Source organism: Brevibacterium sp. ZH18, from assembly GCF_022748595.1.
Classification (GTDB): Bacteria; Actinomycetota; Actinomycetes; order Actinomycetales; family Brevibacteriaceae; genus Brevibacterium.
Map to the genome: position 1 here is coordinate 1 of NZ_JALDSX010000069.1, position 13,767 is coordinate 13,767.

Below are 13,767 nucleotides of genomic sequence, written 5' to 3' on the forward strand. Positions count from 1 at the left end.
ACTGCTCATCAGTGAAGACTCGGTGTCGTTGCTGTGTAGTCACGTCTCCACCGTGCCAGTCCTGGAATGGTCAATAAAGGAGACACGCCCTAGCAGGTCCTGAGTCTCCATTTTCGTTCGATCAGATCAGCGGCCGTAGCCGGATCGTCATGCTCCCATACACGAATCACGACCCAGCCCTCATCGGCTAATGCCACCCAGATGATGTATCTCGTTCTCGGTTACGATTGATCTTCTCGGACCTGACTTGCACAGGTGACCGGTGATTTCACAGTGTCCTGGAACGTTTGTCCTGGTAAGCGAGTCATAGCTCGCGCTTTTGGGTAACTAAATTCGACACTAAAATGGGGTTATGAGCCCATTCGTGCGTAAAGTCCCCACAGCATCCGGGGCCACCGCCGTGCAGATCGCTGACAAAACAGGTGGACGCTATCGCATCGTCGAACACCTCGGCTCAGCCCACACTCCCGAAGAACTCGCAGCACTCATGGCTCTGGGCCGCGACAAACTCCACCCCGGCCAAGGAATCCTCGACTTCGACCACACCGACAAACCAGCTACTGCACCCGCGGTCGTGAAGTCGAGTCGGTCACAAGTCATCGTCGATACGATCCGGGCCGCGTACCAGCATTTAGGGTTCGATACTGTTGATGACGAGGCCTTCTTCCAACTCGTCCTCGCCCGCCTGATCGAGCCCACCTCGAAATCCGATAGCGTGAGAGTCCTGTCCGAGCTCGGTGTCGATACTGTCCACCGCAACACGTTCCTGACGTGTCTCAAACGCGCCCGCGACCACAACTATCGCGACCAGATCGCAGCGAAGTGCTTCGACTACTCAGTGGCCACGACCGGGATCAGTCTCCTCCTCTACGACGTCACCACCCTGTACTTCGAGGCAGAGAAAGAAGACAGTCTGCGAAAGGTCGGATACTCAAAAGAACGCCGAGTCGACCCGCCGATCGTTGTCGGCCTCCTCGTTGACCGAACAGGGTTCCCGTTAGAGATCGGGTGCTTCGAAGGCAACAAAGCAGAGACCCACACGATCATTCCTGTGATCAAACGCTTCCAGGACCGCCACCAAGTATCGGACATGGTCGTGGCTGCCGATGCCGGAATGCTCTCGTCGAAGAATTTGACCGAACTCGATGACGCAGGCCTGCGGTTCATTGTGGGTTCCAGACAGGTCAAGGCCCCACACGACCTGGCAACATATTTCACCTGGAACGGCGAGTGGGCCGATGACCAGACCGTCATCGATACGATCACTCCTCGTGGCCAGAAACGACTTGACCCAGACCGAACACAAACGAGGTCGGAACCCGTCTGGGACGCGGAGTCGTTTCCGGATGCGTGGCGGGCTGTGTGGCAGTACCGACGCAAGAGAGCGATGCGTGACGAACAGATCCTGAATCTGCAGCGCAACCGTGCCATAGCCATCATCGAGGGCGACTCGCAACCGAAATCAGCGAGGTTCGTCAAGACCAAGGGAGCGGAGAAAGTCTTCGATGAGAAGGCCTATGACCGGGCGATGAAGCTCTCCGGATTCAAGGGATACGTCACCAATATTCCAAGGACCATCATGCCGGCAGCCGAGGTCATCGGCAGCTATCACGACCTCTGGCATGTCGAGCAGTCGTTTCGGATGTCGAAGACAGATCTGGACGCACGGCCGATGTTCCACCGGACCCGGGACGCGATCGAGGCGCATTTGACGGTGGTGTTCACCGCGTTAGGCGTCGCACGGTTCATGCAGGACGCGACTGGATTGTCGTTGAAGAAGATCATCACGACGTTGCGTCCGTTGCGGGAGTTCACTGGCGTCATTGGTGATCAGGAGATCACGCTCGCCCCGGATATCCCGCCGGCGGCGCGGAAACTCCTCGACGCGCTACCGACTGCCCAATCACGTTGACTCCGCCAGGGTAACTAAACCTATGCAACTCAGGTCGGACCAATATTTGGTGTTGGATTTAGGCATTACGAAATGATCAGGACAACCATGCCAGAAGCACCCGTCGACGAAGACGGCGATCTTCGCTTTAGCAAAGACGATATCGGCGTGTGTTCGAATGCCTTTGACAGGGGCGGAATGATGTCGGGAGACATGGAGGAACGATGTCGTGCAACCAGACACCTTTGACAGGGGCGCGATCAACACGAAATCGCAATCCGCGAGCATGCAAGATCGAACGCAACATCAGCTCAGGTTTGGTATCGCGCCTCCTGTTCGCCTGCATCGTGCGCCGCGCATGTTCCGAAGATGCCCACGACAAGCCCATACTCAAGTAGTATGCCTCCCAGAATGGACCATACCCAGGGCCAGATTCGCTGCTCTAAATACAGCTTCCGCCCCTTCTAACACTCCCGCCTTGTCACCCGAGAAGCCTTCTATTGAACGAACTGAGAACCGAAGCGTCGAAGCCACCACAGATTGCTCGCCAGCCGAAAGCGTCGGCCAGACATCGACCAAACTACTGAGGCTTCTTTCCAACCGGTTGGACCTGAGCGACATCGTTCTACTGCGTAACGCGGCGCTTGATTCATCTAACAGAACTGATACTGTCTTGAAATCACACGCACCAAGGATAGGCGCCAGCTCTTGCCGATACCGTCCTGAAAGCTCCAGAAACCTTTCCTCTACGGCGGATCGGGTTTCAGTTATCCGGTTTTCCTCTGGCGAGCCACCCTCCCTAACAACAATCAAATCAGGCGCGGCAGAGTCATACTCACCGAAACGTGGCTCAGTCTTAACACGGACGTCAGGTGTTCCTCTTTCCCGAAGTGCTCTGTCAAAGCATTCTGAAACGACCTGCTCTCGTGCTTCTTCTCCGATGGATTCGACCGCAATTCGTCCACACGCCTGTCCGACCAATCTCAATGCAAACCTCAAGACTTCGCGGTTGAAGCCAGGACGCTTCCAGTAACGCAACGTTTCCTGGGTAATCGCATGGTTCAAAGCGCGATTCCCCAGCAGAGTCATGCGATCGGTAAGTTGCACAAATGCATCCTCGTTGAGAATACGACAGGCGTCTGATCCGAGTAGATTCTGTCGGTACCAAGCTTGTCTGAATAGGTTTCGTCGTATCTCTTTAAGCCGATGAGTTCTCAGACGGACGCCATCATCCTCAGCGCGTGACTTCGGATCGTCGCCCGGCCAGCGCCAGATCGCCACATCGGGCAAAACTCGAAGAGTCATGAAGTGCCATACCGATGACAGTGATGCTTCGACTTCCAGCATCGGGACTTCTGATTCGAAGAGCACGGCGAGCTCTTGGTCAAAGGTCGATGATCCGCCCGAATGGCGATGTCCGGGGAAACCGTACCGCTCGGCCAAATCAATAGTCTTGGCACGAAGGTCGGACAATTTGTGGCTATCCACGGTATGTATTGCGGTCTCGTAAAAACGAACTGAGTCAACCACCAGGTTGACCATTTCGCACGCTTCGTCCGGTCCTATTGTCAGCAGCCTGTCGAATTCTGCCTCAGCCTGTGAATAATCCAGCCTCGGCCAAACTGGTATGGACTTTTCATTCATACAAAACCTCGACATTCAGATTCCGTTGGATTTCAACATCCAATTCAGCCCAGCGCAGCTTCGCCTGGTTCTGCAGAGTCTCGAATTCCCCGCCAAGAAGCGCCAAGTCCGCTTCCATCGCGGAGCCCAACGAACCGCTCGGGTATAAAGTGTCGGCTGTGGCTACTTCTCTTGGAACCACCCCAAACTCGTCAACGTCCAATAGTGCGCATCGAACCAGCTCTCGGTGCAGGTCCAACATCAATGATGAGAGAAGCACCTTGGATTGACCTGAGCTATCACCATCCAGCAATCCTGCAATTGCAGGATTGGCCTCGTTCAAGTTAATACGGACAACGACATCGACGGGAAGAGTAAGGTCTTCGTGGTTGATTGAAATGTGCCAGCGCGCATTCGGGTTGCCGGAAAATGGCGGCTGCCCAATCGGAATCATCACGACTGGCAAGCGTGGTGCATCGCCTTCCAGCTGAACTTCACACGAGTCCTCCCACAAAATTGATCCAATCTCGACCGGAGCGAAGGGTTCATTTCCAGTTCCAGACTCGAGCAAAATGATTCTCGCATCCAGGACAAGCCTTCCCCCCACGTGCCCCTGAGGTATGGAAACTTTAGCGGTTGCCTCGTCCGAAATAATTGGGACGACACTTCCAACTCCACTGCGTCCGACCTTTCGGGTGGACCAGCTCAAAGATAATGCGACCACCGAGTCCGTTGCAATGCCAGCAGTTCGAAAAAGACGGTCATGGTCGACTCGCACAGTCAATGAGACCGAGATTGGATGAAAATAGCTCCAATCTGGGATGATGGCAGGACATTCAAGTTCAATTCCACCCGAAACATCAACAACCCAATTCTTAATAGACGCAGAGTTAGTCCCGGACATTCGGTACCCTCGGCTCAACGCACTCATTCAGCCACCTTTCTGATCTCAATGCCGGCTTGCGCCACTACAGCGACATCGTGCCGGTGGGCGATACGCAACCATAGGTCTGCATCATCAGGAACGTCACCGAGCGGGAGATCTCCGCCTTCTGTAGCTATTTCCGCACCGTCGGCGTACCAACCTCTGATAGTTGCCTCTTCAGATTCCGGTGAAGTTTTCTGACCTGCTTCTGCCTTCACACGCACACGTGGCCGAATGAATTTCTTAAATTCGTCTTCGTCTACATCTGCGCGTGCGGAGACGGTGACGTTGACAGGAAACTCCACAATGATCAGCTCACGTTCTGCACGCACAAATCGAGGTGCGCCGTCGACGAGGGCCTGCACCCCCCTGGGACGACTAGCACTTCCCGAACTCACTCCCGCTGTTTGCGGAGCCAGATGGGGCTCTTCCGCTCCTGAGCCGGTCAGACCGATCAACGAAGTTCCCAGCAATCTGCTGATCCTGGCAACGCCGACCGACCCTTCACCCGGGCCGTTCGGTGATTCCAACTTCTGCTTGGGTCCAGTCACTTTGGCTATATCATCGAGCGTCCAGGCAATCGGTCTGATTCTGGCGCGCCCAGGCTCTCGAGCCCATTTGTCATGAGTCACAGGCTCACTCTTAGCGAAAGCCAACTCGACTTCTTCGGTTGGATCAGCTAAGAAGACTCCTACTCTAGGGGTCCCATGCTCATGCGGCCTGACTGCCATGTAGTCCACTACGAATTTGGGGCCCCGCATCAATGCAATTTTGTTATTGAGAGGTGGCGTCTCTCCTTCGACGAAAATGTTTTTTAGGCCAAGCCAACCGGTCTGATTCTTCGCTGGATCTGTTGGAATTCGATGAACTGCCAAAGTAAAAGGTGGCTCGTAGTCAAATTTTGCTTGGCGCATCAAAATGGATCTGTAGGCTTCGGCAAATGGACCGTATTCGGCATCGTCATCAATCGAAACTTTCACGGGCAGGGAATCTTCTACGACCGAAAAGTCAATTGTGCACGAATCATCGAGTGCCACTAAATGGGGCCACGCCCACTTCTTTATTGCTTTAGTCAGCGCTCGTGCGATGTCCGATTTCGACTCGGCGGTCGACGTAGTTGCAGACTCTTTCGGCGACATGATTCCGATAGACGTGCCTGTGACGCCGTGAGGCAGCTCCAGCCCGATTTGCTCAGCTAGCCACCTCGCGGCCTCCCCTTCAATAGGCTCGACTCGCCTCAAGTCGCCACTGGCGACGACGCGGCCCCACCATTGCCTTCCGGTGAATCGGCGGTCATTCTCTTCATGTTGCTCAGTGACTGATGCCGCGATGAACCGAGAGTTCAGCTCGCCTCCGGTGTCCTCGAACTGCGAATACACCAAGCAAGTCGAGATCGAACTCGCCTCGTACAGAATTCCTTTTCCGAATCCGTAGGTACCACCACCCACAGCACGACGAGAGTCTCTGCCGATGTCAAAAATGAAATTGCGGAAATCGGACCTAATCTGTTCACTGAGCGCTGCCGATGCATCCGTCGGTCCCCCGAGGCCACGAGTCTCCCTGTCCTGTAGAATCAGAACAGTCGACTCCTCTCTTGATAGCACGTCTCTAAGATCCGAGTTCACCTTTCCGCCGACGTCCCGGAAGACGAGATCCCTCAGTATGCTCTGCTCTTCAGAACTGAATGAACGAATGTGTGCCTCAAAGCTGATCTTCGGTCCAATTCTTGCGTCCCATGAATTCTGAACCGCTTCTTTGAAAAGGACATCCCAAAATTCCGCTTTGGGCTTCCCGATCGCACGCTTTGCAGCAGATGCGTCGATGGCTCCGGTTGGCGGTACCGGCTCCGAGTAGCGATCCAGTTCAGTCAATTTCGTGATCCTCCGAGTCGGACTGTGCTATCACTTCGTCATTGTCTAGAGCCTCATCCAAGTCTGTTTCGAAGCTCTCCTGCTCGATCGAAGGAATATCCGCGACTGCACATTTGACCGCACGGTGAGGTTCCTTTGAGGCTGGGAAATCAAAGACCAGGCCAAACGCCGTCGCCGCAGCGTTGAGTGGTACACGACGAAGTTCACTTTCCTCGGTATATTCGTCTTTGGGTTTGGAAGTGCGATCAATCGGATAGATCCTTAGAATGCCGATCTCTGGATGGAGCCTCTGTCTGCGTACATCAATGTCGACTGCTCTCTCTGTCGTGGAGTATTCACCATCTACTCCGATTGCCCTGTCTCGATCGCTGGGTAGAGCTTTGATATTTGCAACAGTGTCATTTTCGTCGTCCAGTCGACTACGTATGACGGTGCGAACCGACCCGAACACATCCAGTTCGACCTGTTCGCCTCTACCTTCCATCAGAATGACTCGCCAACTGTTCAAGCCCCCGGCGGCCACCTCTTCTTTGATGTATTGGGAAAGCGCAGTCGGTGTGAAACTCACCTGATTTTCCGCGAACTCAAATCTTGATATCAGTTTCAATACCTCGCTAGACTCAACCCCAACGAAGCCTTGTCGTGTATTTGCAGAGCTCTTGCCTGCCTGAAACTTTGCCAGGTCATTGCCTTCAGCCAGTGCCTTGATGAACTGGCCTATGATTTCTCCATTTGATTCGAGAATCGACGGTGCGATCGGGAGCAGAGTAGTTTGGGGGCGGCTGGAACCGAATGAAATCGACACCACATTGGCATTGCGCATCTTAGCTGCCATCGTAATTGCCAAAGTCGGGTGCAATCGGATCCTCACACCTAGCTCACGAGGAGTAAGGCTCTCAGCCGCGTACCTATCAATCTGCTCGCGAACTTCCGCCTCTACCAGCGAAAGATCGCGGAACCACGAGGATTGGTTCTTAGGCATCCAGATTCTGCATAGGTCCTCATAGCCATTTCGGTACCCGAACCAACGGCCCATCTGCAACAACGTATCGTAAGCAGAAGCGGATCTGACAAAATAGCTCGATACCAGCCCCTCAAGTGTCAAACCGCGGGAAAGGGTGTTTCCACCGATCACAATGACGGTTGCAGGATCTCCACTCTCGTAAGCCAGCCGATCGACAGATCTGTAGTTGTCGACGATCAGTCTCGCGTCGGATAGGACACCGGGCATTGCTGTGCGGACGACTTCCCATGGCATTGGGGCGTGGCCGAATTGAGCAGCATTCACACGTCCACATTCTCTTGCCCACATTCGTTGACATTCGGCATCCAAATCAGATTCAGCAAACGAACCAGACGTGACAATTTTACGAATCTTCGCAAGCTCAGTTTCCAACACATCTTTAAGTTCAAAGTGCACATCAGAAAGCATCGAAGAATGGACTAGCATGCTTGAATGTTGCGCGCGACCTATCCTCATTCGCCTGGCAGAAGTTGCCACTAGGAACCAAAGCAACGAGTCATGCAGAGACGGTGGGACATGCGCATCCCAGCCCTTCTTGATTGCTGTTCTGTTGGCTGGCCGCACAGCATCGAAATCTTCTGGGGGAACCCTACGGACTACATCTAGGCCGTCGGAATCAGCTTCAGAGGCAATGCCAAAGAGCTCTTCGGCTCCGAAATAACCCTTCGGCCGTGGCATAGGAACTATGAAATCTCTCGGATAAAGGTTATCTTCGTCATTCGGATCGATCAGCATGTTCGCGAACGGAGTTGCTGAGTAGGCCACGTACGCAGACCTTGGGTGCCCAAGTATGTTTTGCAACAGCTCGTTGATGGTCGAAATGGCGTCCTTACCCACATCAATGCTGGCCTGATCCGCTTCGTCATCGATGACTATCATCGGCGCGAGCTTCATAGCGTTCGTTCCTGCACCCAAGAGCCAGTCACGCAATCGACGGAGGCGCGCTGGATTCTTCTTGATGACCGCAATCATGGCCCCACCTTGGGAACTGGCAAAATTACTGAATAAGGAGCCAGCGTTGTTCGACTGCGCGAAGTCGGTCTCAAGATTGGTCAATTGATGCCATTTGAAGTCCCCGGCCACCAACATATCGTCAATGCGCGCTTGCGTTTGGCTTCGCAAGATTTCGGTCATTCCTGACAGTACGATGATCAGCTTATACCCGCGGTCCGCCGCCTTTGCCACAAGTGACATGAAGTTGGTGGTCTTTCCGCTCTGAACGTAGCCCAGTACCAGCCCCTTCGTATCGAAATGGGTCGTCTTGGGTGAACGCATCCTGCGCATTATGGCGTCCGTCGTACTATCAATTGCTGTTAATGCCTCTTTGCCCAGGTCCTTGTACAACCTGTTCCTAAGGGCCGGCCAATGGCGATCCTCTGGCTGGGGTCCTTTGTACCATGGAAGCCGTTTGGCCTTGCCTTCCTCAAGGACCGACACGACTTCGGGGGCGACGGCAGATTGCTCGAGCAGCAGTTCGATCGCAGCATCAATCAGGTCAGCATCCGCCTTGATGAGCCTGGCTTGGCTTCTGATCTCATCGACCGTCTTTCCGTCGCTCACCCACGACTGCACAACCGGGACAACGTTCTTAAGATCTTCTTCTGTATACACACCGACTCCCTCACCGACTTCGCCTGTCCTTAACTACAAAGCCTAGACGAACAAGTAGCCACTTGATCAGCTCTACTCCGAAACAGATGATGCTATTTGCACCCGGTACGAGTCGGACCTAAGCTGCAATGTCAGGGCTTGTCCGTACAATCGGAGGATGCCATACGGGCACAGGCGGAGGAAAGACAATTGAGTGAATACGAGTACAGGCTGGGCGAACTCTTCTGCGGTCCAGGGGGGATGGCTCTTGGCGCCCACTTCGCGGCTGACGAGGTTCCCAACGTGAACGTTCAGCACGAATGGGCCAGTGACTACGACCAACCGACGGTCGATACATATATACACAACATTCCGAGAGCAACTCCCAACAGCGTGCCGGTAGAGGATGTACGCGATCTCGACATCAGCAAGCTCGGCGACATTGACGGCTTCGCATTCGGATTTCCGTGCAATGACTTCAGCGTAGTCGGAGAGCACCGTGGCCTCCACGGCACGTACGGACCTTTGTTCCAGTACGGAGTGAACGTCTTGGAGCAAAAACAGCCAAAATGGTTCGTAGCAGAGAATGTGGGTGGCCTTGCTGGTGCAAACGGCGGAGAGGCATTTCGCCATATCTTGCTATCGATGAAGGACGCGGGATACGTGCCAGTCGTCCACAAGTACAGGTTCGAGAAGTACGGAGTGCCCCAAGCTCGACACAGGATCATCGTGGTCGGAATCCGCGATGACCTCCACAAGGACGGAATTATCTTCGAGGTTCCGGACCCTGCAATTGCAGAATATGTGCCGGAAACTTCGCGCCAAGCAATTACAGTTCCCGAGATCCCCGCTGACGCGTTCAATCACGAATTTACTCGGCAGAGTGCCAACGTCCGTCGACGACTCGAGTTGATTGCTCCCGGGCAGAATGCGTTCACCGCGGACCTCCCCGAAGAGCTCCAGCTCAACGTGAAAGGTGCACGGCTAAGTCAGATCTACAAACGCCTAGACCCTTCAAAACCCGCATACACGGTTACTGGCTCCGGCGGCGGCGGCACTCATGTCTATCACTGGTCTGACCCGAGAGCACTGACCAATAGGGAAAGGGCACGATTGCAGACTTTTCCCGATTGGTTTGAATTCAAGGGGAACAAGGAGAGTGTAAGGAAGCAGATCGGCATGGCAGTTCCTCCCCGTGGCGCAAAAGTGATTTTTAAGGCCCTGTTCCGGTCGTTGCAACAGCTTAGTTACCCCTCAATTGAGCCAAACCTCAAATTTCCAGGAGTGCAGCCCTAGGCAGCCTCTGGCGAGCAAGAGACGGAGATCTCGATGATTGTGATTCCGGAAGACGCTGAAGCGGTGCTCAGCGCATTCCGCCCTGATCCTGGCGAAGCTACCCTGCACGTTGTTACCGGGTACGCCTCGGTAACTACAGCGATGTGGATGCTCTATGGCGGCGATGTGTCCAAAATCGGACCGGCAGCAGACTTTAAGCTCAGCTCGACCATGCCGCAATTGCGGCTCCTGATCGGCATGTCTGCAACAGGTAGCGTCACGAGGGAAGATCACATTGCGTTTCAACAGATGGAACGAGTGTCGAACGGCAGAGTTCAGATCAGATACATTCGAAGCGATCATGGTCGCGATATCCATAGCAAGTTGTACGTCTGGTCTGACTCCGCTTTGCGTGCAACTCGCGCGTGGGCTGGCTCTGCAAACTTCACCATGCAAGGGCTCGGAATATCAACTCGTAGTCAAGAAAATCATCTGGACGCTATTCCCGCCGACGACGCTTTGGCATATGTCTTGTCCCGGTGGGAATCGGCCATCAGCTGTATTGCTAACGATGTCCGAGAACAGGTCCCGCTCGAATCATCCCGCTTTGGCACTGAGAGCACCTTCGATAAGGTTTCAGAGAGCACCGAATTTGGGATTGAAGAATCTGAAGACTTCTACCTATACAGCCACAGTCGGAAACAAAGCTACGGTGGGGGCGCCGGCGTTAATTGGGGGATTCGTCCAAATAGAGTTTCGCGCGACGAAGCATACCTTGCCATTCCAATTCGCGTCGGCGAATCAGGCTTCTTCCCAGCCAAGAACACCCCGTTCGATGTTGTTTGCGACGACGGTGAAATACTTGTGTTGCGCGGGGCGAGTGGTTCCGCACGGTCCGGCAAAGATCTAACTACCTGGCCAACAAATGCTTCTCTTGGAAGATATTTGCGAAGTAGGCTTGGGGTCCCTCCCGGAGAATTGATCCGGATCGAAGATCTCCTGCGTTACGGACGTACATACGTCACAATCTCTCGCCTCAAGAACGGCGAGTACATTCTTGACTTTTCACCTGAAACTTCGAAACCTGACCCTGTCGCGAATTTGGTCGCGGAAGAATGAAGACTCTGTCGACAGCTCTCTTCAACGCATAAATTCAGCCCCACCAGCATGCTCCTCATGAACAATTTTCGATTTAGCGCAAATAATTCGAATGAGCCATTGAAGTTTCGTTTGGGCTTCGACTAATTGTCGCGCGCTAGAAGATCCTTTAACACCGCATCAGTATCCCCACCCAACTGCGGCGCAGGAACAGCCTCAGCCACAGGCGATCCTGCAAACGACAACGGCACCCGAGGAGCCATCACGCGGCCGACTCCCGGCTGGTCGATCTCACCGAACAACGGGTTCTCCAACGAACACCACGGATCGTTGTTCACGAGCTCCTCGAAGGTCTGGAACTCTCCCTGAAGCACACCGGCATCAGCCAACGCAGTAGCCGCCTCGGCGACGGTGTGCGCAGCGAACCACGGGCGCAGCACAGCATCGATAGCCTCGCGCGCCTCGAAGCGACCGCCCTCGGTGTTCAGATCAACATCGAGCATCGGCCCGATCATCTCGAGCTTCTCGCTCAGACCGGTTGCCTTACCCAGCCCGCGCCAATGCTTGTTTGAAATGACGGCGACCATGATTTCGCGACCATCTGAGGTCGCAAACGACTGACCATAGGCACCATAGAGCCCATTGCCCAACGGCCCACGCGTCTTCCCAGTCGCCTGCACCTCGGCGATGTAGCCGAGGTTGCCGACGGTCGCGAGCATAACGTCAGACAGGGCGAGGGTGATCTCCTGGCCCTTCCCCGACGAGCGCCGTTCCAACTCGGCGGCGATGATCCCATTCGAGATGTAGAGCCCCGCGGCGACATCCCACGCCGGGATGGCATTGTTGACCGGGCGCTCATCGTCACCGGTGATGATCGGGAACCCGCTGGCCGCATTGATTGTGTAGTCCACGGCCGGTTTCCCGTCATGAGAGCCGTTGAGCCGCAACATGACGAGGTCTTCACGGTGCTGAACGAGATTGTCGTAGCTCAGCCATCCACGGGCGGGCAGGTTGGTGACCAGCGTGCCGGCTTGCGCGATGAGATCCGTGGCGATCTTCTGTCCTTCCTCGGACTTGAGATCCAGGGTGACCGAACGTTTGCCCTTGTTCAGGCTGGCCCAGTAGATGCTCGTGCCGTCATCGCTGATCGGCCACCGGTTGGCGTCGATGTTGCCGCCGATCGGGTCGATGCGGATGACGTCCGCGCCGAGCTGCGCCAGGGTCATCGCACCCAGTGGAGCAGCGACGAACGCGGAGATCTCGATGACTTTGAGTCCGGCCAGTGGCGCCGGTCGTATCTCTGACATGGGCTTCTCCTCAGAGTGCGGTGGTGACGGTAGCGGCGACGGCGGTCTTGCCACCCGGGGCGATGGCCGCGATTTCATGGGTATTGGCACCGGTGCTGCGACCGACGAGGTGGATCTGCTCATTGGCGAACAGCGGCGACTTCGCCGTGAACTTGTACCCGGCGACCGTGGCCTCCGGATGGCTCTTCATGAACGCGTCGAGCAGCAGCGTGGCCGTCAGCGGTCCGTGCGTGACGAGCCCGGGATAGCCCTCGACCTCGGTGACGTACGGGTAATCGTAGTGAATGCGGTGGGAGTTGAACGTCAGCGCCGAGTAGCGGAAAAGCGTGACCTCGTTGGGCCGCACCGAGCGCACCCAGTCCCACCCCTCAGGTTCCGGTGTGTCCTCGCGTGGAGGCATGGCCGCCGACCCCACATTGCCCGAGGTGGTCGCCTCCCGGTAGACGATCGTGTGCCGATCGGTCGTCGCCAGGGTCCCGTCGGCGACGACTTCATGCCGGAGGATGACGAAGCAGAGGCGACCGCTTCCGCCGGTCTTCTCCGTGATCGATTCGATCGTTGTCGTCCGGGTCAGAGTCTGCCCGGCCGTGATAGGTGAGTGGAATTCGAGGTCACTGCCGGCCCACATCCGCCGAGGCAGGTCCACCGGTGGCATGAATCCGCCGAGTTTCGCGTGTCCGTCGGCACCGAGGTCGCTCATCGGGACGTCGTCCTCGCTGAAGTGCAGCCAGTGGCCGAGAGGGAAGATAGTCTGCGCATCAGAATTTGATGCTTCCCGTTCAAGGAGGGAATCAAGTCGAGACGCCCGCTCCCCCGACGCGATCTCTTCGACGACGGACTGTCGCCCGACCCAGCCCTGGAGATCAACCGATCCATTGTTCATTCCGTCCCCACTCATGCTTGTGCCTCCATCTGTCCTCTATCTTCGCTCATCTCAGCGCCCGAGCAGTCCGCTCAGCACCCGAAAAACTCTCTAGCGTCCGAGCGGTCCTCTAACGTCCAAGAAGTTCGTCGGAGATGATGCGCATCTGGATCTCTGACGAGCCTTCGAAGATCTTCGTCAAACGTGCGTCACGCCAATGACGCTCCACCGCGAAGTCCTTCGTGTACCCGGCACCACCATGGATCTGCACGCCCTCAGAGGTGACCTTCTCCGCCATCTC

At 55.4% G+C, this 13,767-nt stretch carries 11 protein-coding genes; 3 read left to right on the top strand and 8 right to left on the bottom strand.

Annotation, left to right across the window (positions count from 1 at the left end; translation table 11 throughout):
- Positions 1-352: 352 nt before the first annotated feature.
- Positions 353-1,912, top strand: coding sequence for an IS1634 family transposase (locus tag MPN20_RS16185; RefSeq protein ID WP_242783811.1), 1,560 nt, complete (start codon positions 353-355; stop codon positions 1,910-1,912).
- Here MPN20_RS16185 and MPN20_RS16190 read toward each other — a convergent pair.
- The 5 genes from MPN20_RS16190 to MPN20_RS17585 all read right to left on the bottom strand — a co-directional run bounded on the left by MPN20_RS16190 (position 1,904) and on the right by MPN20_RS17585 (position 8,945).
- Positions 1,904-2,179, bottom strand: a complete 276-nt coding sequence (locus MPN20_RS16190; protein WP_242783812.1) for a very short patch repair endonuclease — start codon at positions 2,177-2,179, stop codon at positions 1,904-1,906. The two genes, MPN20_RS16185 and MPN20_RS16190, sit on opposite strands and share 9 nt — an antisense overlap.
- A gap of 102 nt (positions 2,180-2,281) precedes the next feature.
- Positions 2,282-3,535: a hypothetical protein gene (locus MPN20_RS16195; protein ID WP_242783814.1), complete on the bottom strand. Its 1,254-nt coding sequence runs from the start codon at positions 3,533-3,535 to the stop codon at positions 2,282-2,284.
- Positions 3,528-4,445 (bottom strand): hypothetical protein, encoded by a 918-nt coding sequence (locus MPN20_RS16200; RefSeq protein WP_242783816.1) that lies wholly within the window; start codon positions 4,443-4,445, stop codon positions 3,528-3,530. Before MPN20_RS16200 ends, MPN20_RS16195 begins: the two co-directional genes overlap by 8 nt.
- Positions 4,442-6,310, bottom strand: a complete 1,869-nt coding sequence (locus MPN20_RS16205; RefSeq protein ID WP_242783818.1) for a hypothetical protein — start codon at positions 6,308-6,310, stop codon at positions 4,442-4,444. The genes MPN20_RS16200 and MPN20_RS16205 overlap by 4 nt, the downstream gene beginning before the upstream one ends.
- Entirely contained in the window at positions 6,303-8,945 is a 2,643-nt protein-coding gene (locus MPN20_RS17585) for a Z1 domain-containing protein (protein ID WP_242783820.1), read from the bottom strand. The genes MPN20_RS16205 and MPN20_RS17585 overlap by 8 nt, the downstream gene beginning before the upstream one ends.
- Positions 8,946-9,134: 189 nt before the next feature.
- Between MPN20_RS17585 and MPN20_RS16215 the strand changes: the two genes are divergently transcribed.
- On the top strand, positions 9,135-10,220 hold the full coding sequence (locus tag MPN20_RS16215; RefSeq protein ID WP_242783821.1) for a DNA cytosine methyltransferase: 1,086 nt from the start codon (positions 9,135-9,137) through the stop codon (positions 10,218-10,220).
- A gap of 33 nt (positions 10,221-10,253) precedes the next feature.
- Positions 10,254-11,318, top strand: coding sequence for a restriction endonuclease PLD domain-containing protein (locus MPN20_RS16220; protein WP_242783823.1), 1,065 nt, complete (start codon positions 10,254-10,256; stop codon positions 11,316-11,318).
- Positions 11,319-11,440: 122 nt separating this feature from the next.
- On the opposite strand, the gene MPN20_RS16225 is transcribed toward MPN20_RS16220, so the two are convergent.
- The 3 genes from MPN20_RS16225 to MPN20_RS16235 all read right to left on the bottom strand — a co-directional run bounded on the left by MPN20_RS16225 (position 11,441) and on the right by MPN20_RS16235 (position 13,764).
- The gene (locus MPN20_RS16225) at positions 11,441-12,604 is read right to left on the bottom strand and encodes a CoA transferase (RefSeq protein ID WP_242783825.1); all 1,164 of its coding nucleotides are present in this window, start codon (positions 12,602-12,604) and stop codon (positions 11,441-11,443) included.
- A 10-nt stretch (positions 12,605-12,614) separates the two neighbouring features.
- Complete coding sequence (locus MPN20_RS16230) at positions 12,615-13,502, bottom strand: MaoC family dehydratase N-terminal domain-containing protein (RefSeq protein ID WP_242783826.1); 888 nt, start codon at positions 13,500-13,502, stop codon at positions 12,615-12,617.
- 94 nt (positions 13,503-13,596) lie between these two features.
- Positions 13,597-13,764: an acyl-CoA dehydrogenase family protein gene (locus tag MPN20_RS16235; RefSeq protein ID WP_278189704.1), complete on the bottom strand. Its 168-nt coding sequence runs from the start codon at positions 13,762-13,764 to the stop codon at positions 13,597-13,599.
- Between the last annotated feature and the right edge of the window lie 3 nt (positions 13,765-13,767).